This is a genomic window from Rathayibacter sp. AC451 (assembly GCF_979253095.1).
Map to the genome: position 1 here is coordinate 2,766,480 of NZ_CEEDBD010000001.1, position 20,149 is coordinate 2,786,628.

Consider the following 20,149-nt stretch of genomic DNA (forward strand, 5'->3'; position numbering starts at 1 on the left):
TCGCCGGGCGCCGCCTCCGTACACTCGCAGGGTGAGCACCGACCCGCGCGACGCTCGCCGAGGCCGCGCCACGATCGCCGACGTCGCACTGGCGGCGGGGGTGAGCATCCGCACCGCGTCCCGCGCGCTCGGTGGCTCGGCGAAGGTGGCGGAGGCGACCCGCACCCGGGTGGAGCAGGCGGCGGCGGCACTGCGGTTCCGTCCGAACGCGCTGGCCCGCGAGCTGCGGACCGGAGGGGTGAGCTCGACGATCGGGCTCCTCGTGGGCGAGATCACGAACCCGTTCTCGGGCGCGCTCGCGGCAGGCGCGATCGACGCCGCGTCCGCTCGCGGGCTGACGGTGCTCGTCGCCGCGTCGGGGGACGTGGCGGAGGGGGAGCGGCCCGCGGTCGCCGGCATGCTCGAGCGGAGGGTGCGCGCGCTGCTGCTCGTGCCGAGCGCCCACGATCACGGCTACCTCGACGGCGAGCGGCGCCTCGGCACCCCGGTGGTCGCGCTCGACCGTCCCCTCGTCGGCGCCGAGTCCGACAGCGTGCTGCTGGACGACCGGGGCGGGGCGCGCGCCGCGGTCACCGCCCTGCTCGCCGCCGGTCGTCGACGGATCGCGTTCGTCGGCAGTCCGCGCACGCTCTACACGCACGGGCAGCGGCTCGCGGGGTTCGAGGACGCGCTGGAGGGTTCCGGTCCGGTGCGGGAGGACGGCGTCAGCGCCGAGGGGGCGGAGGCGGCCGCGCGCGACCTCCTCGCCGGTGCGACGCCTCCGGACGCCGTCTTCGCGGGCAACAACCGCGCGACGCTCGGCGTGCACCGCGCCCTCGCGGGGCGCGACGTGGCGCTGATCGGCTTCGACGATTCGGAGGTCGCCCAGGAGCTGGGCATCAGCGTGGTCGCGCACGACCCGCGGCGGATGGGGGCGGAGGCGGTCGGACTCGCACTCGCCCGGCTCGCGGATCTGGACGGAGAGCCGCGGCGGCTCGTCCTGCCGACCTCGCTGGTGCTGCGCGGGCGGTTGGCCGGCTGACTGCGGATCCCAGCGCCCCGCCGTTCGCAATGTTTCACGTCGCCGTAATAAACGAGCGCGGCCGCGAAACACAGCGCGACTATGGTCACACGCTAACCGCTTAGAGCCTTGTGCGCCCGCGGAGCGCCAGCAGCACCCGACCCCCTGGAGCGCCGATGTCCGCCACCCTCACCCCGCTGCGCCGAGAGCGCGCGCGGGCGCTCCTGGACGAGCGGCTCGCCCGGCTCGAGCCGCAGCCGGTCGAGGCCTCCGACTCCCGCGTCGTGACGGCGATCGCCCGGGCCGCGTGGGCGCAGGCCGTGCTGCGGGCCGCGGCGTCGGCGAGCAATCTCTCCCTCGCGCACACCCGCATCGCCGTCCTCGGCGCCGGTCCGCTCGCCCGAGAGCTGGCGACCCGCACGGCGGCGATGGGCGCCCGTGTCCTCGTCGTCGGGGACGACCCGGTGGCCCTCGTCGAGCTCGCGCAGCTCGGCCTGGCCGTCTCGGTCACGGACGGCGCCCGCCTCGACGACGTCGTGCTCGCCTTCGCGACGGGGGAGCTCGACCGCCCGGTCGACGCCGCCGCACTCGGCCGCGGAGGCCCCGTGCTGGTCGTCGACGCGGCGGAGGACGCGCCCGCGGTCTCCGCCCAGACCGACTCCTCCTCCGGCCGGCCGGGCATCGCGAGGATCCTCGGCGCCGACCGCGAGGCCTTCGTGCTCATCGCGCGCGAGGCGGCCGACGGCTCGACCCGGCGGACCCGTGAGCAGCTCTCCTCCGCCTTCTCGGCGGCGCTCGCCGAAGCGCGCGCGGCCGACCCGGGAGCCGACGGTGCCGAGCTCGCGGCCCGCGCCGACCGGGCCCTCGCCCTCGAGGTGCTCGCGTGAGCGGCCGCATCCGCGACGCCTCGCTCTGGCGGCAGGGCCAGGACAAGATCGACTGGGCATCCCGCTTCATGCCCGTGACCGGCAGCGTCGTCGGGCAGCTGCGCGAGAGCGGATCGATCGCGGGGCTGCGCATCGGGCTCGTCCTGGTGCTCGAGCCCAAGACCGCGACCCTCGCCCTCGAGCTCGCGGCGGCCGGTGCCGAGGTCAGCGTGATGTGCGGCGCCTCCAACACCCACGACGACACCGCGGCCGCCCTCGAGCACGCGGGAGTGAGCGTGTTCGCCCGCTCGGACGCGACCGCCGCCGAGGACCACGCCTTCGCGCTCGACCTCCTCGACCGCCGGCTCGACATCCTGGTCGACGACGGCTCCTCCGTGACCCGCCTCGCGCACACCGAGCGCCCCGCCGTCTTCGAGACCCTGCGCGGCGCCACGGAGGAGACCACCAGCGGACTCCGCCCGCTGCGGGTCATGGAGCGCGAGGGCGCCCTGCGCATCCCGGTCCTCGCCGTGAACGACGCGCGCTGCAAGACGCTCTTCGACAACCGGCACGGCACCGGGCAGTCGACGCTGCTCACGATGCTCGACCTGCTCGCCGCTCCGCTGGACCGCGCGCACGTCGTCGTGGCCGGCTTCGGCCACGTGGGCCGCGGAGTGGCGCAGCACGCCCGCGCACTCGGCGCGCGGGTGACGGTGTCGGAGGTCGATCCGGTGCGCGCGCTGGAGGCGGCCTTCGCGGGCTACGACGTCGCTCCGCTGGAGGACGCCGCACGGACGGCCGACCTCCTCGTGTCGGCCACCGGCATCGCGCACACGATCGACGTCGAGCACCTGCTCGTCCTGCCCGAGGGAGCAGCGGTCGCGGTGTCGGGCGGAGTGGCGCAGGAGATCGCGATCGACGCGGCCGTCGCCGCGGGCGCGGTCCGCGAGAGCATCGGCCACGCACTCGAGCGCTTCGTGCTGCCGACCGGGCGCTCGATCGTGGTGCTCGACGACGGCGGCTGCATCAACTGCACGGCGGGAGAAGGCAACCCGATCGAGATCATGGACCTCTCCTTCGGTGTGCAGGCGGCGGCGATCGACGTGCTGGCACGGGAGGCGGGGACTCTCGCTCCGGCGGTCCACCTGCTCCCACCCGAGGTCGACGACCGGGTGGCGCGCGCCAAGCTGGCCTCCCTCGGCGTCGCGATCGACAGCGCCAGCCGCGCCCAGCAGGACTTCCTCGGCAGCTGGACCCCGACGGGTCGCCGTGCCGCTCCCCAGCGCGACGGAGCGCGCTCGTGAGCGAGCTGCTCCGCCTCGAGGGCGTCGGAGTCACCTACCGCAGCGCCACCGTGCCCGCTCTCGTCGATGCGTCCTTCTCGGTCTCGAGCGGTGAGGTCGTGCTGATCGCCGGCCCGTCGGGCTGCGGCAAGAGCACTCTGCTGCGCGTGCTCAACGGCCTCGTGCCGCGCTCGTACCGGGCCGAGGTGACGGGCCGGATCGAGGTCGAGGGCCGCGACGCCGCTCCGCTCGCCCTCCGCGACATCTCCGAGGTCGTCGGCACGCTGCTCCAGGACCCGGCGAAGCAGGTCGTGGGCCACAGCGTGCTCGCCGAGATCGCGTTCGGACTCGAGAACCGGGGCACGCCGCCGAGCGAGATCCGCGAGCGCGCCCACCGGGTCGCCGAGCGGCTCGGGCTCTCCGCGCTGCTCTCGACCCCGCCGCACGAGCTCTCGGGCGGTCAGCTGCAGCTCGTCGCCTTCGCCGGGATCCTCGTGCTCGATCCGAAGGTCATCGTGATCGACGAGCCGCTCGCCAATCTCGATCCCGATGCGGCCGACGTGCTGCTCGCCGCCGTCCGCGCCTACGTCGACGGCGGCGGGGCGGCGGTGATCGTCGAGCACCGCGTCGACGAGGTGCTCGCCCTCGCACCCGACCGCGTGGTCTACCTCGAGGAGGGCGGTGTCGTCTACTCGGGCGGCGTCGACGGCTTCCTCGAGGTCGCGTCACCGGAGTCGGTGAAGCTGCCGTTCTCGGCGCTGCTCGCGAGCGCGTCGGGCGAGGAGGAGGCGCTGCCGGAGTCGGCGCCGATCGCTCCGGGAGCCGCGGCCCGCCTGCACTTCGAGGGGGCGGAGCTCGGCTACGGAGCGCGCACGATCGTCTCGGCCGTCGAACGCCGCTTCGAGGCGGGGGAGCGCGTCGCGATCCTCGGCCGCAACGGTGCGGGCAAGTCGACCCTCATGCGCGCCGCCGTCGGGCTCGTCGCTCCGACGCGCGGACGGGTGCTGCTCGACGCGAGGCCGGTGCACGAGCTCAGCGCCGCCGAGCTCGTCTCGACCTGCGGCTACCTCTTCCAGAACCCAGGGCAGGCGCTGTTCAGCGAGAACGTCGGCGCCGAGCTGGCCTTCGGGCCGCGCAATCTGGGTGTCCCGGAGGAGGAGATCCCCGCGATCTCGGACGCCGCGCTGCGCGCCGTCTCGCTGCACGACGTGCCCGGAATCATGGAGAGGCCGCCGCGCACGCTGTCCTTCGGGCAGCAGCGGCGGCTGGCCGTGGCGCTGGCCCTCACGCTCCGCCCGCGCACGCTGATCCTCGACGAGCCGACCGCCGGCCAGGACGAGCGCTCGTCGCGCCACTTCCTCGACGCCGTCTGGGCGATCGAGGGCATCGACAGCGTCTACTTCATCACCCACGACGTCGACATGGCGCTCGCGCGGGCCGACCGCGTCGTGGTCGTCGACGGCGGCGGGATCGTCGCCGACGCGACCCCGGCCGAGATCGTGCACGACCTCGAGCTGTGGCACGAGCCCGGCGAGGCCGTCGGCGGGCGCGCCGTGCTGCGCGGGACCGACTTCGTGCGCGCCGCCCGCGAGCACGGACCGGCTGCCGGCCGCCTCCCGCGCCCCCTCGACCTGGCCCGGCGCCTGCGCCTCGCCCTCGACGCTCCTCACTCCCTCGACGCTCCTCCCCATCCCCTCGAAAGGACACACCCGTGACCACCACCGCGACTCCCGCCCGGACCGGCCCCTGGGCCGTCTCGTCCCGCACGATCGTCTTCGGCGCCGTCGGCGCCGCGCTCTACGGCGCGCTCGGGGCGCTCAGCTTCGTGCTCCCCGGCACGATGATCTCGATCCGCCCGGCGATCGCGATCATCCCCTTCGTGGGCCTGCGCTTCGGCCCGATCGCCGGCTTCTTCACCGGCGCCGTCGGCAACGCGATCGTCGACCAGATCATGGGCTACGGATTCCTGACGTACTGGAACTGGAGCATCGCGAACGGACTCGTCGGCCTGCTCGCGGGCCTCATCGGCTACTACGCCAAGGAGCCGCGCACCACCGGCCGACAGGTCGTCTGGGCCGCCGCCATCGCGGTCGCCGCGGTCGTCGTGGGACTGCTCTTCACCGTCACCGACCTGCTGCTCGGCGTCACCGTGGAGTACTGGTTCTTCGGCTCCTACCTCCTCGCGATCCTCGCGACCGGCATCACCGCGGCGATCCTGGTCCCCGTGCTCGACCGGGTCTGGAAGCCGCTCCAGAACCTCGCCGGACGCTGACAGATGGAGGTCTCGCCTCGATACCTCGGCGGCGACTCCTTCCTCGGCCGTCGGGATCCGCGCGTGCTCATCGTCGTCCCGGTGATGCTCGTGATCACCGCGACGCAGGTGAAGGACCTGAGGTGGATGGCGGCGCTCGCCGTGGTGGCGTTCGCCTACTACCTCAGCGCGCGGATCCCGTTCCGCGAGGTCCGCTCGAACTGGGCCGTCGTGGCCGTGTTCGTGGTGGTCTTCGCGGGGATCAACGGGCTGATCGTCGGGGCGACGAGCTCGGGCGAGCCCGAGACGGGCGCGACGCTGTTCACCGTGCCGCTGATCGGGCTGCCGATCACGGAGGGAGCCGTCTCGTACGCGGTGAACATGCTGCTGCGCTTCCTCGCCCTGGTCGCGGTCGGCTTCCCCCTGGCCTTCGCGATCCGCCCGGGCGACCTCGCGGTCGCGTTCGCACGGCTGGGAGTGCCGGCGCGCTTCGCGTACGGCATCGACCTGACCTTCAAGTTCCTGCCCAGCGCCGCCGCGAACCTGCAGGAGACGGCCGCCGCCCAGCGGCTGCGCGGCTACGAGCGCGCCGAGACCCGCAACCCGGTGCGGCGCCTGCGCGAGGTGGCCCCGCTCATGGTGCCCGTGACCATCACCTCGTTCGTCGACGCGGAGGACACGGTCGACGCGCTGGACCTGCGGGGCTTCGGCACCGCGAAGCGCACCTGGCTCCGCGAGATCCGCTACGCGCCGGCCGACTGGGCGGTGACGGCGCTCGCCGTGCTGCTCGCCGCCGCCGCCTCGGTCGCGAGCATCGCGGGGATCATGCCGTCGGCGTGGATCCCGTGACGGGCGTCGAGGTCCACCTGGCGCCCTGGGTGGTGCCGGTGGCCGGCGAGCCGATCCGCGGCGGCGCCGTGGCGGTGCGCGGCGAGCGGATCCTCGCGGTCGGTCCGCGCGACGAGGTCCTCGCCGAGGGGGCCGACCGGGTGCGGGAGTGGGTCGGAGTGATCACTCCGGGGCTCGTCAACGCGCACTCCCACCTGCAGTACACCTGCATGGCGGCCGTCGGCGCCGGTCGCTACGAGGGCTTCGAGGACTGGTCTCGCGCGTTCCAGGTGGTCTACGAGCAGCCCCACGACTGGGCCGCCTCGGCCGCCGACGGACTCGCGATCGCGGTCTCGACCGGCACGACCGCGATCGCCGACATCGTCACCGACCTCGAGGCGCTGGACGTGCTCGAGGCCGGCCGCGTGCACGGCATCGCCTACTGGGAGCTGATGAGCCTCCTCGAGGACGACTGGCGCGGCAGCGGCCGCGCGATCACCGCGGAGCTCGTGCGGACCTCCGGGGTCACGCGCATCGGCCTCTCTCCGCACGCCCCCTACTCCCTGGACACCCCGGTGCTCAGCGATCTGACCGGCCTGTCGCAGGAGCTCGGCGTGCGCCGGCACCTGCACCTGGCCGAGTCCGCGTGGGAGGCGGAGTACACGATGCACGGCCGCGGTGCGCTGGCCGAGCAGTGGCGCCGCTGGGGGTACGACGGCTTCCACCTGCTCCGCAACGGCGGCAGCGCGCTCCGGCCCGTGGCCTACGCCGAGACGATCGGAGCGCTCGGCGACGACGTGCACATCGCGCACGGCATCTACGTGGACGCCGAGGACAGGGCGACGCTGCGCCGCTCCGGCACCTCGGTCGCCCTGTGCCCGCGCTCGAACGCGGTGATCGGACTCGACGAGGCCCCGGTCGCCGACTACCTGCGCGAGGGCAACGCGATCGCCGTGGGCACGGACTCGCTCTCGTCGACTCCCTCGCTGGACCTCCTCGGCGATGTGGCCGAGCTGCACCGCATCGCGCGGGAGCAGGGCTACACGGGGAGGGATCTGCACACGCGGCTCCTGCACGCGGCGACGTTCGGCGGGGCGCTGGCGATGGGGGCGGCCGACTCGTTCGGCGCGCTGGTGCCGGGAGCCCTCGCCGACCTGGCGGTGCTCGACGTGAGCGCCGCGACCGCGGACGACCTGGTCGCCGCGATAGTGGAAGCCGGTGAGGGCACGGCCCTCGCCACGATCATCTCGGGGGAGGTCCGATGGGCGCGGAGCTGACGGGCGAGCTGGTGGACCGGTTGAGCGTGGACGGACGCGTGCTCGAGAGCGTGCGCCGACCCGCGCTCGCCGCGTCGATGGGGCTGGAGCCGCATCCGGAGGGCGGCTGGTACCGCCGCACCTGGACCTCGCCGGAGCGGTTGACGTTGACGGCGCCCGACGGCTCGGTGCGCGAACGACCGGCGGCGACGCTGATCGTGTTCCTGCTGCCGCCGGGGGAGTCGTCGGCATGGCACAGGGTGTCGTCCGCCGAGACGTGGATCTGGAACGGACCGGGTCGGGTGGACCTGCAGTACGGCGGGAGCGGCGAGGAGCCGGAGGACGGGGAGACCGTCGTGCTGGGATCCGCGGTCGACGGGTTCGCGGTTCAGGCGCTCGTGCCGGCCGACGTCTGGCAGCGGACGCTGCCGTCGGCAGAGGCCGCGCTGGTCAGCTGCCTCGTCTCACCGGGGTTCGACTTCGCCGACTTCTCGATGCCGGAGGAGTGACGGAGCGGTCCTCGAGGAGACGGACCCCAGAAGTTCTCCGCCGTGGACTTGACACGGCCCGCGGGTGTGCTAAGTTATTCGAGTTGCCAACGGCCGGAACGGTCGCCGCGAAAGCGGTTCGATAGTCCCGGCGATCTGCAGTGCAGGTCCTAGCGCAACAGCAACAGAACAACATTTTCGATCACTCTCGTTGTGAAGCACTTTTTGTGGTGTGGAGGCGGGGTGTGTCCGATTCTTGAGAACTCAACAGCGTGCACTATGTTCAATGCCAATTTTATACCCCGGCCGGGTTTTTGATCTGGTTGGGATTCCTTTGGAAATTGATGTCAGTAATGATGTCTTATTTGCTAGAGGTCAAACTTGACTTCCTTCTCTTCGGGGTTGGTTGTCGTAATTTTTTTACGGAGAGTTTGATCCTGGCTCAGGACGAACGCTGGCGGCGTGCTTAACACATGCAAGTCGAACGATGATGCCCAGCTTGCTGGGTGGATTAGTGGCGAACGGGTGAGTAACACGTGAGTAACCTGCCCTTGACTCTGGGATAAGCGCTGGAAACGGCGTCTAATACCGGATACGACCTGCCCCGGCATCGGGTGCGGGTGGAAAGTTTTTCGGTCAAGGATGGACTCGCGGCCTATCAGCTTGTTGGTGAGGTAATGGCTCACCAAGGCGACGACGGGTAGCCGGCCTGAGAGGGTGACCGGCCACACTGGGACTGAGACACGGCCCAGACTCCTACGGGAGGCAGCAGTGGGGAATATTGCACAATGGGCGAAAGCCTGATGCAGCAACGCCGCGTGGGGGATGACGGCCTTCGGGTTGTAAACCTCTTTTAGTAGGGAAGAAGGACTTCGGTTTGACGGTACCTGCAGAAAAAGCACCGGCTAACTACGTGCCAGCAGCCGCGGTAATACGTAGGGTGCAAGCGTTGTCCGGAATTATTGGGCGTAAAGAGCTCGTAGGCGGTTTGTCGCGTCTGCTGTGAAAACCCGAGGCTCAACCTCGGGCCTGCAGTGGGTACGGGCAGACTAGAGTGCGGTAGGGGAGAATGGAATTCCTGGTGTAGCGGTGGAATGCGCAGATATCAGGAGGAACACCGATGGCGAAGGCAGTTCTCTGGGCCGTTACTGACGCTGAGGAGCGAAAGCGTGGGGAGCGAACAGGATTAGATACCCTGGTAGTCCACGCCGTAAACGTTGGGAACTAGATGTGGGGACCTTTCCACGGTCTCCGTGTCGCAGCTAACGCATTAAGTTCCCCGCCTGGGGAGTACGGCCGCAAGGCTAAAACTCAAAGGAATTGACGGGGGCCCGCACAAGCGGCGGAGCATGCGGATTAATTCGATGCAACGCGAAGAACCTTACCAAGGCTTGACATATACCGGAAACTTCCAGAAATGGTTGCCCCGCAAGGTCGGTATACAGGTGGTGCATGGTTGTCGTCAGCTCGTGTCGTGAGATGTTGGGTTAAGTCCCGCAACGAGCGCAACCCTCGTTCTATGTTGCCAGCACGTCATGGTGGGAACTCATAGGAGACTGCCGGGGTCAACTCGGAGGAAGGTGGGGATGACGTCAAATCATCATGCCCCTTATGTCTTGGGCTTCACGCATGCTACAATGGCCGGTACAAAGGGCTGCGATACCGTAAGGTGGAGCGAATCCCAAAAAGCCGGTCTCAGTTCGGATTGAGGTCTGCAACTCGACCTCATGAAGTCGGAGTCGCTAGTAATCGCAGATCAGCAACGCTGCGGTGAATACGTTCCCGGGCCTTGTACACACCGCCCGTCAAGTCATGAAAGTCGGTAACACCCGAAGCCGGTGGCCTAACCCCTTGTGGGAGGGAGCCGTCGAAGGTGGGATCGGTGATTAGGACTAAGTCGTAACAAGGTAGCCGTACCGGAAGGTGCGGCTGGATCACCTCCTTTCTAAGGAGCATCTGGACACCGCGTTCCTTGTGAGCGTTGTGTGTTCCAGGCGCCAGATCGAAGCGAATGTCTTCGCTGGTAGCTCATGGGTGGAACATTGAACTGGGTGCAGGTCGAGTTCGTCTCGTGTCAGTACAGCCTTCGGGTTGGGAACGCACGGTACGGAGGGTGGCTTGCACATGCACGCTGTTGGGTCCTGAGGGACCGGGCCGGCTGCCTTCGGGTGGTTCGGGTCGACCTTCTGGATCCTTTCTCCATGCCTGGGTGTGTGGGGGGAGGGTACCGCCCGTATTTTGAGAACTACACAGTGGACGCGAGCATCTTTAGATTCAACACTTTCGGGTGTTGGGTCGATAGAGGCGCAGGGATGCTTTCGGGTGTTCCTGCAAATCATTGAAATCTGCAATCTTCGAATTGTAGTTTCTTAACTCATGTGATTTTCAAGTTTTTAAGAGCAAACGGTGGATGCCTTGGCATCTGGAGCCGAAGAAGGACGTCGTAATCTGCGATAAGCCTCGGGGAGCTGATAAACGAGCTGTGATCCGAGGATCTCCGAATGGGGAAACCCCGCCAGGCCCCTTGTGGTGACCTGGTGACTCCCGCCTGAATATATAGGGCGGGTAGAGGGAACGTGGGGAAGTGAAACATCTCAGTACCCACAGGAAGAGAAAACAACAGTGATTCCGTTAGTAGTGGCGAGCGAACGCGGAAGAGGCTAAACCGAGCCATGTGTGATACCCGGCAGGGGTTGCATGGTCGGGGTTGTGGGACTTTTCGTCGTGTTCTGCCGAGCACGGAACGTTACAGCGCATCATAGACGAACAGGTTTGAATGCCTGGCCAGAGCGGGTGCGAGCCCCGTAGTCGAAATGGTGTTATGGCGTGAAGAGTATCCCAAGTAGCACGGGGCCCGAGAAATCCCGTGTGAATCTGTCAGGACCACCTGATAAGCCTAAATACTCCCAGATGACCGATAGCGGACAAGTACCGTGAGGGAAAGGTGAAAAGTACCCCGGGAGGGGAGTGAAATAGTACCTGAAACCGTTTGCTTACAAACCGTCGGAGCCTCCTTGTTGGGGTGACGGCGTGCCTTTTGAAGAATGAGCCTGCGAGTTAGTGCTCTGTGGCGAGGTTAACCCGTGTGGGGCAGCCGTAGCGAAAGCGAGTCCGAATAGGGCGATTTTAGTCGCAGGGTCTAGACCCGAAGCGAAGTGATCTATCCATGGCCAGGTTGAAGCGACGGTAAGACGTCGTGGAGGACCGAACCCACTTCAGTTGAAAATGGAGGGGATGAGCTGTGGATAGGGGTGAAAGGCCAATCAAACTTCGTGATAGCTGGTTCTCTCCGAAATGCATTTAGGTGCAGCGTTGCGTGTTTCTTGCCGGAGGTAGAGCTACTGGATGGCCGATGGGGCCCAAAAGCTTACTGACGTCAGCCAAACTCCGAATGCCGGTAAGTGAGAGCGCAGCAGTGAGACTGTGGGGGATAAGCTTCATAGTCGAGAGGGAAACAACCCAGACCACCAACTAAGGTCCCTAAGCGCGTGCTAAGTGGGAAAGGATGTGGAGTTGCACAGACAACCAGGAGGTTGGCTTAGAAGCAGCCACCCTTGAAAGAGTGCGTAATAGCTCACTGGTCAAGTGATTCCGCGCCGACAATGTAACGGGGCTCAAGCACGCCACCGAAGTTGTGGCATTGACATTTTGTGGTAGGCCTTCGTGGTCCAGCCGTGTTGATGGGTAGGAGAGCGTCGTGTGGCGAGTGAAGCGGCGGTGTGAACCAGCCGTGGACGCCACACGAGTGAGAATGCAGGCATGAGTAGCGAAAGACGGGTGAGAAACCCGTCCTCCGGAAGACCAAGGGTTCCAGGGTCAAGCTAATCTTCCCTGGGTAAGTCGGGACCTAAGGCGAGGCCGACAGGCGTAGTCGATGGACAACGGGTTGATATTCCCGTACCGGCGAAGAACCGCCCAAGACAATCCAGTAGTGCTAAGTATCTGAATCCCTCTGATGGATCCCTTCGGGGTGAAGCGTTGGGCCTAGCGTACGACCCCGTGCTGGTGCGTTTAGCGTATTAACAGGTGTGACGCAGGAAGGTAGCCGAGCCGGGCGATGGTTGTCCCGGTCTAAGGATGTAGGGCGAACGATAGGCAAATCCGTCGTTCACACAGCCTGAGATCTGATGGGTAGACGCAAGTCGAAATCGGTGATCCTATGCTGCCAAGAAAAGCATCGACGCGAGGTTCTAGCTGCCCGTACCCCAAACCGACTCAGGTGGTCAGGTAGAGAATACCAAGGAGATCGAGAGAATCGTGGTTAAGGAACTCGGCAAAATGCCCCCGTAACTTCGGGAGAAGGGGGGCCTGAGGCGTGAACGGACTTGCTCCGGGAGCGTTCGATGGCCGCAGAGACCAGTGGGAAGCGACTGTTTACTAAAAACACAGGTCCGTGCTAAGTCGCAAGACGATGTATACGGACTGACGCCTGCCCGGTGCTGGAAGGTTAAGAGGAACGGTTAGCCGCAAGGCGAAGCTGAGAATTTAAGCCCCAGTAAACGGCGGTGGTAACTATAACCATCCTAAGGTAGCGAAATTCCTTGTCGGGTAAGTTCCGACCTGCACGAATGGCGTAACGACTTCCCAGCTGTCTCAACCGCGAACTCGGCGAAATTGCATTACGAGTAAAGATGCTCGTTACGCGCAGCAGGACGGAAAGACCCCGTGACCTTTACTATAGTTTGGTATTGGTGTTCGGTGTGGCTTGTGTAGGATAGGTGGGAGACTGTGAAGCGGGCACGCTAGTGTTCGTGGAGTCATTGTTGAAATACCACTCTGGTCACTCTGGATATCTAACTTCGAACCCTAATCGGGTTCAGGGACAGTGCCTGATGGGTAGTTTAACTGGGGCGGTTGCCTCCTAAAAAGTAACGGAGGCGCCCAAAGGTTCCCTCAACCTGGTTGGCAATCAGGTGGCGAGTGTAAGTGCACAAGGGAGCTTGACTGTGAGACTGACAAGTCGAGCAGGGACGAAAGTCGGGACTAGTGATCCGGCAGTGGCTTGTGGAAGCGCTGTCGCTCAACGGATAAAAGGTACCTCGGGGATAACAGGCTGATCTTGCCCAAGAGTCCATATCGACGGCATGGTTTGGCACCTCGATGTCGGCTCGTCGCATCCTGGGGCTGGAGTAGGTCCCAAGGGTTGGGCTGTTCGCCCATTAAAGCGGTACGCGAGCTGGGTTTAGAACGTCGTGAGACAGTTCGGTCCCTATCCGCTGCGCGCGTAGGAAATTTGAGAAGATCTATCCCTAGTACGAGAGGACCGGGATGGACGAACCTCTGGTGTGTCAGTTGTTCCGCCAGGAGCACCGCTGATTAGCTACGTTCGGAACGGATAACCGCTGAAAGCATCTAAGCGGGAAGCCGGCTTCGAGATGAGATTTCCATCCCTTCGGGGGAGAGGCTCCCAGCCAGATTACTGGGTTGATAGGCCGGATGTGGAAGACAGGACTAAAGACTGTCGGAGCTGACCGGTACTAATAAGCCGATAACTTGACAATCACTACACTCATACCGTTGTAAAGGCTGGTAGGAGTGGTTAGAAGATTGCTCGCGTCCACTTTGTGGTTCCCAGAAGACGGGCACCGCACCACCCTGTGAGGGGTGGTGCACATAATTGAATACACGCAAGACGTGTAACCCCAGATTTGACCCCCACCAGTTCGCTGGCGGGTGTGTCGCAAGGGTTACGGCGGCTATAGCGAGAGGGAAACGCCCGGTCACATTCCGAACCCGGAAGCTAAGACTCTCAGCGCCGATGGTACTGCAGGGGGGACCCTGTGGGAGAGTAGGACACCGCCGGACACCATACACGATGGCCACCCAGACACTGGGTGGCCATCGCTGTTCTAACCCGCCATCCCGATGCACGCGTCGGAGACTCTGATGGCGCTCGACGACGAGTGCGCTCACCTCCGTCGCTCTCCAACTGCCGGCTCAACGAGGGTTCTCTCTCCGACTGAGAAGACGGTTGCCGCTTGTGCCTGCGACCGGGTCGGCTTATCGGCAAGGCTTTGCAGGTCAGATCGACGCGCAGACAGGGCGGAGCTGGTCCGTCACTGACGAAACGCCGACCCGGTGTGCTCCGGGTCGGCGTTTCGTCGTTAGCGGTCCACTACTCGAGGAGCTTGCCTGCGGTGGCGACCTCGCGGATGAGGGACTGGATCTCCTCGGGGACTGCGGGGATCTCCTCGCGGGTGATGCCCGTCGAGGGCGACCAGACGAGGTTCACCTGCAGGGCCGGGTCGAGGTCCGGGTAGTCGCTGCGGTTGTGGCAGCCACGGCTCTCGCGGCGTTCGAGCGCCGCCTCGAGGGTGGCCCGCGCCGCCATGGCGGCCGACTTGAGGTCGAAGGCGTGCGCGAGGTCCTGGAACCCGGCGATGTCCGGGTGCACTCCGATGTCGGCGATGCGCGCCTCGATCGCGTCGAGCTCGGCGAGGCCGGCCACCAGACCCGCCTCGTCGCGGACGACTCCGGCGTGCTCGGTCATCGTGTTGCGGATCGCGCGCTGCAGGGCGCGGACGTTCTCGGTGCCGTCGGCAGCGAGCAGATCCGCGATCTCGTCGCGGGCCACCTGCAGTGAGGCGGCCGAGCGGGTCTGCGCCGTCAGTGAGGCGGAGTATTCCGCGGCAGCCTGTCCGACGATCCGTCCGAAGACGAGCAGCTCGATCAGCGAGTTGCCGCCGAGCCGGTTCGCGCCGTGCAGTCCGCTGGACGCCTCGCCGATGGCGTAGAGCCCGGGGACGTCGGTGCTGTGATCGTCCGAGCGGACCCATACTCCGCCCATCGAGTAGTGCGCGGTCGGCGCGATCTCGATCGGGTCCTTCGTGATGTCGAGCATCTGCAGCTCGAGCATCGTCTGGTAGACGCGGGGGAGCCGGGTCATGATCGTCTCGCGCGGCAGGTGAGAGACGTCGAGCCACACTCCACCGTTCGGCGTCCCGCGACCCTCCTTGATCTCGGTGTAGCAGGCGAGCGCGACCCGGTCGCGGGTCGAGAGCTCGAGGCGCTCCGGGTCGTACTTCCCCATGAAGCGCTCACCGAGTCCGTTGCGGAGGATTCCGCCCTCGCCGCGTGCCGCCTCGGAGATGAGGGTGCCGGTCGCGTTCTCGGGCTCGATGATGCCCGACGGGTGGAACTGCACCAGCTCGGGATCGCGCAGGCGACCGCCGGCCTCGACGGCCAGGCGGAACGAGTCTCCCGTGTTCTCATCGCGGCGCGAGGACGTGCGGCGCCAGATGCGGTTGTGCCCGCCGGCGGCGAGGATCACCGCGTCGGCGTGGATGAGGTAGCGGGTGCCGTCGACGAGGTCGAAGCCGTAGGCGCCGAAGACGGCTCCGTCGTCGTTGACGAGGATGCGCGTGACGTAGACGGTGTCGAGGATCGGGATCTCGAGCTGCGCGGCGCGGTTGACGAGCGTGCGCTGGATCTCGAGGCCGGTGTAGTCGCCCGCGAAGGCGGTGCGGCGATAGGTGTGCGCGCCGAAGAAGCGCTGGGAGATGCGTCCGTCGTCCTCGCGGGCGAACGGCATGCCGTAGCGCTCGAGGTCCTGGATGCCGCGGGCGGCGTTTGAGGTGACGATCTCGACGGTGTGCGGGTTGGCGAGCAGGTAGGACTCGGTGATCGTGTCGGCCGCGTGCTGCTGCCAGCTGTCGTCGGGGTCCATCGTGGCGAGAGCGGCGTTGATCCCACCGGCGGCGAGCGAGGTGTGCGCGTCCGACTTGGAGCGCTTGCCCAGCGCGAGCACGTCGACGCCGGCCTCGGCCAGCTCGATCGCGGCGCGCAGGCCCGATCCGCCCGTGCCGATGACGAGGACGGAGGTGGAGATCCGACGCTCCGGAGTGGTGGTGCCTGAAGTGGTCATGACCCCACGCTAGGTTTCGCGCATCGATTACTCCAATGCATATATCGGCTACGGACCATGCGCTTAGGGTATGACCATGAACCTCGAGCAGCTGACCGGATTCGTCGAGGTCGCGCGCCAGGGCAGCTTCACCCGCGCGGCCGAGGAGCTGCACCTGGCGCAGCCCTCGCTGAGCCGGCAGATCGCCGCGCTGGAGCAGGATCTGGGATCGGAGCTGTTCCACCGCGCCCGCGGCGGCAATACCCTCACCCCGGCCGGCGAGCTCCTCCTGCCGCTCGCGCGGCGCATGCTCGCCGACGCGGAGTCGGTGCGCCGCGAGCTGGCCGAGCTGGCCGGACTCGAGCGCGGCCGGGTGCGCTTCGGCGCGACTCCGACCCTCTGCATCAGCCTCGTCGCGGAGGTGCTGCACGCGTTCCACGCGGCGCATCCCGCCATCGAGCTGCACCTCGCCGAGGACGGATCGCGGAGTCTCTTCGACCGCCTCGCGCGGGGCGAGCTCGATCTCGCGCTCGTGACGACGTCGACCGCGGCGACCGTCGGCGCCTTCACCGTGACTCCGCTGCTCGTCGAGGAGCTCGTCGTGGTCTCCTCCGCCGCGGAGCCCGCGCTGGCGGAGTCGGGCGCCCTGGATCTCGCGGCGGTGTCCCGCCTCCCGCAGATCGTCTTCAACTCGAGCTACGACCTGCGCCGCACGACGGACGCCGCGTTCTCGGCGGCCGGCCTGACGCCCGACGTCGTGCTGGAGGGAGCCGAGATGGACGCGGTGCTGCGCTTCGCCGAGCGCGGCCTCGGCATCGCGATCGTCCCGGCGATGGTGCTGCAGGGTCGGCCGGGGCTGCGGTCGATTCGGATCGAGGAGACAGCGTCGGATCGGCCGCGGCTCACGCGGACGATCAGCCTGGCGAGGCCGGCGGATCTGGCGCCGACGGCGGCGGTGCAGGTGATGCAGCGGACGATCGCGGCGACGGCACGGGCCTTCGCGGCGCAGGCGGGCGGGACGATGCGGGTGGCGGAGGGTCACGGGGCGTCGGGGAGGACGTCGCCGTGACGACGGATGCCCCGCCGCGGTACGTGCCTGCGGCGGGGCTCTGACGCCCGCCGACACGAGAGAGGGGCCCCCGGATGGGGACCCCTCGGTCGTCGTACAGGACTTCGCAGTCGGTCAGACCGTCACCTCACCTCACGGCCGGGTCGAGTCGTAGAGCGGACCGTCGTCCTTCGCCGCAGCGCCTCGCTGGTCGTGAGGCACGGAGACCTTCACGGTGCCGGAGCAGGTGCCGCCGTTGCCGTCGGCCGCGGTGAACGAGACGTGGTAGACGCGTCCGTTGCCGGGGACCTTCGGGGATCCGCTGCGCTCCGCTCGGATCAGGGCCGTGCTCGTTCCGACGCCTGCGCCGTCCACGGCGGTGCTGCCGTCACCCACCGTGTTGACCGGCTCGTCCTGGTAGATCGAGGTGACGGTCACCGTGACGGGGTCGCCGTCGGGATCGGTGATGCCGGTGATGGTGACCGGGACCAGCTTGTGGTTCGGCGGCCAGACCGACTGGCCGGCCGTCGCGGTCGTGCAGACCGGCGGCAGGTTGCGGAGCTCCCAGATCGCTTCGGCCGTGGCGGTGCGGATGTCGCCGTCATCGTCGAAGCTCGCCGAGATCGAGTCGGTGCCGGCGACGGTGCCGACGTAGCTGAAGACGGCTCGGCCGTTCGCATCGGTCGTCGCCGTCCCTGCGGCGGTGTTCGCGCCGGTGACCTGGAACGTGACGAGCTCGCCCGGTACCGGGTTCCCCTCGCCGTCGAGGACGGTGGCGGTGACCGTGTGGGTCGCGCCGACATCGAGCGTCGCCGTCGCCGGGTCGAGGGTGATCGCTCCGGGGAGGACGACGTTGGCGCCGCCCAGCGCCGCCGCCTCACCGGTGACGGAGTTCGTCGCGAGCACGGAGAGGAAGGCCGGGAAGGTGTCGTACTCGTCGTGCCAGCAGCAGATGTCGAGCGCGTCGGTGATCCCGATCTCGAGGCCGTCGGCGGTGGGGGTGATGTCGCGGTACTGGTCGGGGAAGCTGAAGGTGAACGATCCCAGCCCGCTGATGTAGCCGTAGGGCTGGCTGAGCCCCTGCTGGTTGAACCCGAGCAGTCCGCGTCCGGAGTTCACGTAGTCGGCGATGTCGATCCGCCGCTCGGTGAGGAGGATGTTCTCGGGCTCGGTGATCCCGCCGCAGGTGTCGAACGAGGAGCTCACGACGGCGACCATCAGGTACGGCGCGAAGGCCGTCGTCGTGATCTCGGCGCCGTTCAGGTAGTCGATCGTCTCGGCTGTCTCGACACCGATCGCGTCCCAGAACTCGCTGGCACCGCAGCCGTTCGCTCCGATCACGGCGATGCCGTCGCCGCCCGAGCTCTCGGCCAGGATGCTCTCGACCACGTCGACGTAGACACTCAGGGGGCCGTGACCGCCCACCCCTCCGTCCTCGGCGTCGATGCCCATCAGCACCACCGGTCCGCCGCTGGTCGCCGCGGAGGCCGCGCCGGCCCCCAGTGGCATCAGTGCGGCGGAAGTCAGCAGCGCGATGGCTGCAGCGGCGATTCGGCCGCGTGTCGTGGCTGTCATCTTCTCTCCTTTGAGAAGCCGAGGGCACCGTTCGGATCGGTGTGCTACTCGGGCACCTGACCGTAGCGCCGCGGGAGTCGCGGTCGATAGTGCACATCGGTGCCGAATTCATCCGGTCGGCGACCCCAGTAGACGGGTGCTTCGGTCGATGGATTACTCATTCTTGCGGCTAGAAGGGTGGCAGTGGCCAGCCGCGACTGTACCGAGATGAGGCGCTTCCAGGCCTCATCGGCGTCGTCGACGGACGAGTGGGAACGACTCCGAGTGTGGATCGAGGCGGCCGCTGACACGTCTGGTCCGCGCCTCCGGCCGACAGTCTGGAGAGCGGGACGCCCTACCGGATCAGCGTCCTGCCGGACCCCTGTAGCCTGCGCGCATGCCAGTAGGAGATGCGGAGCGAGCCTTTCAGGCCGCGGCGGCGGCTGACGGGATCGAACTGGAACGAGCTCGACTCCCCTGGGTCAATCGGCGCGGGCATTTCCATCTCCCGGAGGCAGCAGCCGCCGCCCGTGAGCCGTTGCAGGTGATCTTCGACGCGCTGGGCGGCATCCGCGCGGATCAAACCGCGAAGGGGACGCAGTCCCTTCCGGGCGACTTCATCCACCAGCCGACCGGGACCCTCATCGAGATCGACGAGTTCCAGCACTTCACGAGCTTCCGACGCCAGGCACTCATGCTCTACCCGAGCGATACTCCACTCGGATACTCCCTGACTCGCTACCTGGAGCTCTGCGACGAGTGGAGCCCTCGCGCGGACAGGTATCGTCACGGCAGACGAGCGGTCGGCTTCGGCCCCTCCGGCAGGCCCCGCCAGCGGGCGTACAACGATTCTCTTCGAGACATCACGGCACCCGCCATGGGCCGTCCTCCGATCGTTCGCGTCCCCGTCCTCGATGGCGATGGAGCCGCGGCGTACTCGGCGGTCCGCGGTCGGCTCGGGCAGCTCGTCTCGACCGCGTCCCCCGTGCGGCGGCGATGACCGATTCCCGCGGTACCGGCTTCGCGCTTCTGCCCGACAGTCCGGAGAACAGGCTGGCCACAGCCCTCGTCAGTCACGCATCAGACCTTTCGGAAGCTGCTCAGAGCCTCGAGCTCGCGCGGGAGGCGGGCGAAGGCAGCGCCTTGTGGATGCCGCTCACCATGCACGCGGTCACTGCGTATGTCCGGCCGTTCATACTCTCCGCCGTGCGACCCCGCCTCGATGAGATGTCCTGCTTCCCCGGCATTCCGGACGAGCGGCGCTCGCTCCACGAGACCATCCGGAGGTACCGGAACACGACGGTCGCGCACTCCCAGTCGACTCTCGTGCTGCCAGTCGCTCTCGCGGTCCTCGACACTCGCGGTCTCGTCACCGATGTGCGTGGGCTCTCCGTCACACAGCAGATGCCGGGCGCGATCGCCGCAGAATTCGACGATCTCATCGACGCTGTGCGGACCCTCGTCGCAGAGGCGGCCCGGCCCGTCCTGGACTCGTTGCGTGAGCGATACCGTCGAGTCGATGCCCTCACCGTTTCCGACTGGCCCGGTCCCGGTATCGCCTTCGCGCCGGACACGGACTTCACCGCAGCACAGGCACGGAACCGAGACCCGCGCTTCACCGCCTACGTCCACATCGAATCCCAGCCGCTCCTCCCAGAAGCGGACGTGGAAGCAGCACCCGATGCTGATCCGACGGAGAGGCGCGTCCCGCTGGGCCTCTGAGCAATCCATC

The 20,149-nt window shown here is 67.2% G+C and carries 13 protein-coding genes and 3 rRNA genes; 13 read left to right on the plus strand and 3 right to left on the minus strand.

Going from position 1 to position 20,149, the window contains the following annotated elements; all coding sequences use genetic code 11:
* Window positions 1-31: 31 nt before the first annotated feature.
* The 11 genes from AC0CID_RS13245 to rrf all read left to right on the plus strand — a co-directional run bounded on the left by AC0CID_RS13245 (window position 32) and on the right by rrf (window position 13,777).
* Window positions 32-1,021 (plus strand): LacI family DNA-binding transcriptional regulator, encoded by a 990-nt coding sequence (locus tag AC0CID_RS13245; RefSeq protein ID WP_465227152.1) that lies wholly within the window; start codon window positions 32-34, stop codon window positions 1,019-1,021.
* 155 nt (window positions 1,022-1,176) lie between these two features.
* On the plus strand, window positions 1,177-1,887 hold the full coding sequence (locus AC0CID_RS13250; protein ID WP_465227153.1) for a Rossmann-fold NAD(P)-binding domain-containing protein: 711 nt from the start codon (window positions 1,177-1,179) through the stop codon (window positions 1,885-1,887).
* The gene (locus AC0CID_RS13255) at window positions 1,884-3,170 is read left to right on the plus strand and encodes an adenosylhomocysteinase (RefSeq protein WP_465227154.1); all 1,287 of its coding nucleotides are present in this window, start codon (window positions 1,884-1,886) and stop codon (window positions 3,168-3,170) included. Before AC0CID_RS13250 ends, AC0CID_RS13255 begins: the two co-directional genes overlap by 4 nt.
* Entirely contained in the window at window positions 3,167-4,864 is a 1,698-nt protein-coding gene (locus AC0CID_RS13260) for an ABC transporter ATP-binding protein (protein ID WP_465227155.1), read from the plus strand. The genes AC0CID_RS13255 and AC0CID_RS13260 overlap by 4 nt, the downstream gene beginning before the upstream one ends.
* Window positions 4,861-5,421: an ECF transporter S component gene (locus AC0CID_RS13265; protein ID WP_465227156.1), complete on the plus strand. Its 561-nt coding sequence runs from the start codon at window positions 4,861-4,863 to the stop codon at window positions 5,419-5,421. Before AC0CID_RS13260 ends, AC0CID_RS13265 begins: the two co-directional genes overlap by 4 nt.
* A gap of 63 nt (window positions 5,422-5,484) precedes the next feature.
* The gene (locus tag AC0CID_RS13270) at window positions 5,485-6,249 is read left to right on the plus strand and encodes an energy-coupling factor transporter transmembrane component T family protein (RefSeq protein ID WP_465227157.1); all 765 of its coding nucleotides are present in this window, start codon (window positions 5,485-5,487) and stop codon (window positions 6,247-6,249) included.
* Entirely contained in the window at window positions 6,237-7,505 is a 1,269-nt protein-coding gene (locus AC0CID_RS13275) for an amidohydrolase family protein (RefSeq protein WP_465227158.1), read from the plus strand. The genes AC0CID_RS13270 and AC0CID_RS13275 overlap by 13 nt, the downstream gene beginning before the upstream one ends.
* Window positions 7,490-7,993 carry a cupin domain-containing protein gene (locus AC0CID_RS13280; RefSeq protein ID WP_465227159.1) on the plus strand — a complete coding sequence of 168 codons (504 nt, stop codon included), beginning with the start codon at window positions 7,490-7,492 and terminating at the stop codon, window positions 7,991-7,993. The genes AC0CID_RS13275 and AC0CID_RS13280 overlap by 16 nt, the downstream gene beginning before the upstream one ends.
* 398 nt (window positions 7,994-8,391) lie before the next feature.
* Window positions 8,392-9,917, plus strand: a 16S ribosomal RNA gene (locus AC0CID_RS13285).
* Between the two features lie 438 nt (window positions 9,918-10,355).
* Window positions 10,356-13,473, plus strand: a 23S ribosomal RNA gene (locus tag AC0CID_RS13290).
* 187 nt (window positions 13,474-13,660) lie between these two features.
* Window positions 13,661-13,777 (plus strand): 5S ribosomal RNA (gene rrf, locus AC0CID_RS13295).
* The 16S, 23S and 5S rRNA genes sit together here, the layout of an rRNA operon.
* 310 nt (window positions 13,778-14,087) lie before the next feature.
* Here the strand turns inward: rrf and AC0CID_RS13300 are convergent.
* On the minus strand, window positions 14,088-15,836 hold the full coding sequence (locus AC0CID_RS13300) for an L-aspartate oxidase (RefSeq protein ID WP_465227160.1): 1,749 nt from the start codon (window positions 15,834-15,836) through the stop codon (window positions 14,088-14,090).
* Between the two features lie 70 nt (window positions 15,837-15,906).
* Between AC0CID_RS13300 and AC0CID_RS13305 the strand changes: the two genes are divergently transcribed.
* Window positions 15,907-16,884 (plus strand): LysR family transcriptional regulator, encoded by a 978-nt coding sequence (locus AC0CID_RS13305; RefSeq protein ID WP_465227161.1) that lies wholly within the window; start codon window positions 15,907-15,909, stop codon window positions 16,882-16,884.
* 132 nt (window positions 16,885-17,016) lie between these two features.
* On the opposite strand, the gene AC0CID_RS13310 is transcribed toward AC0CID_RS13305, so the two are convergent.
* Window positions 17,017-18,438: an Ig-like domain-containing protein gene (locus tag AC0CID_RS13310; protein WP_465227162.1), complete on the minus strand. Its 1,422-nt coding sequence runs from the start codon at window positions 18,436-18,438 to the stop codon at window positions 17,017-17,019.
* Between the two features lie 334 nt (window positions 18,439-18,772).
* Window positions 18,773-19,084, minus strand: coding sequence for a hypothetical protein (locus AC0CID_RS13315; RefSeq protein WP_465227163.1), 312 nt, complete (start codon window positions 19,082-19,084; stop codon window positions 18,773-18,775).
* 329 nt (window positions 19,085-19,413) lie between these two features.
* On the opposite strand from AC0CID_RS13315, the gene AC0CID_RS13320 reads away from it, so the two are divergent.
* Window positions 19,414-20,139 carry a hypothetical protein gene (locus AC0CID_RS13320; RefSeq protein ID WP_465227164.1) on the plus strand — a complete coding sequence of 242 codons (726 nt, stop codon included), beginning with the start codon at window positions 19,414-19,416 and terminating at the stop codon, window positions 20,137-20,139.
* Window positions 20,140-20,149 lie beyond the last annotated feature (10 nt).

What these genes read in the sequence shown, in the direction of transcription:
- AC0CID_RS13280 (WP_465227159.1), top strand. Translation starts at nt 7,490, where the DNA reads ATGGGCGCGGAGCTGACGGGCGAGCTGGTGGACCGGTTGAGCGTGGAC.
- AC0CID_RS13300 (WP_465227160.1), bottom strand. Translation starts at nt 15,836, where the DNA reads ATGACCACTTCAGGCACCACCACTCCGGAGCGTCGGATCTCCACCTCC.
- AC0CID_RS13310 (WP_465227162.1), bottom strand. Translation starts at nt 18,438, where the DNA reads ATGACAGCCACGACACGCGGCCGAATCGCCGCTGCAGCCATCGCGCTG.
- AC0CID_RS13250 (WP_465227153.1), top strand. Translation starts at nt 1,177, where the DNA reads ATGTCCGCCACCCTCACCCCGCTGCGCCGAGAGCGCGCGCGGGCGCTC.
- AC0CID_RS13320 (WP_465227164.1), top strand. Translation starts at nt 19,414, where the DNA reads ATGACCGATTCCCGCGGTACCGGCTTCGCGCTTCTGCCCGACAGTCCG.
- AC0CID_RS13305 (WP_465227161.1), top strand. Translation starts at nt 15,907, where the DNA reads ATGACCATGAACCTCGAGCAGCTGACCGGATTCGTCGAGGTCGCGCGC.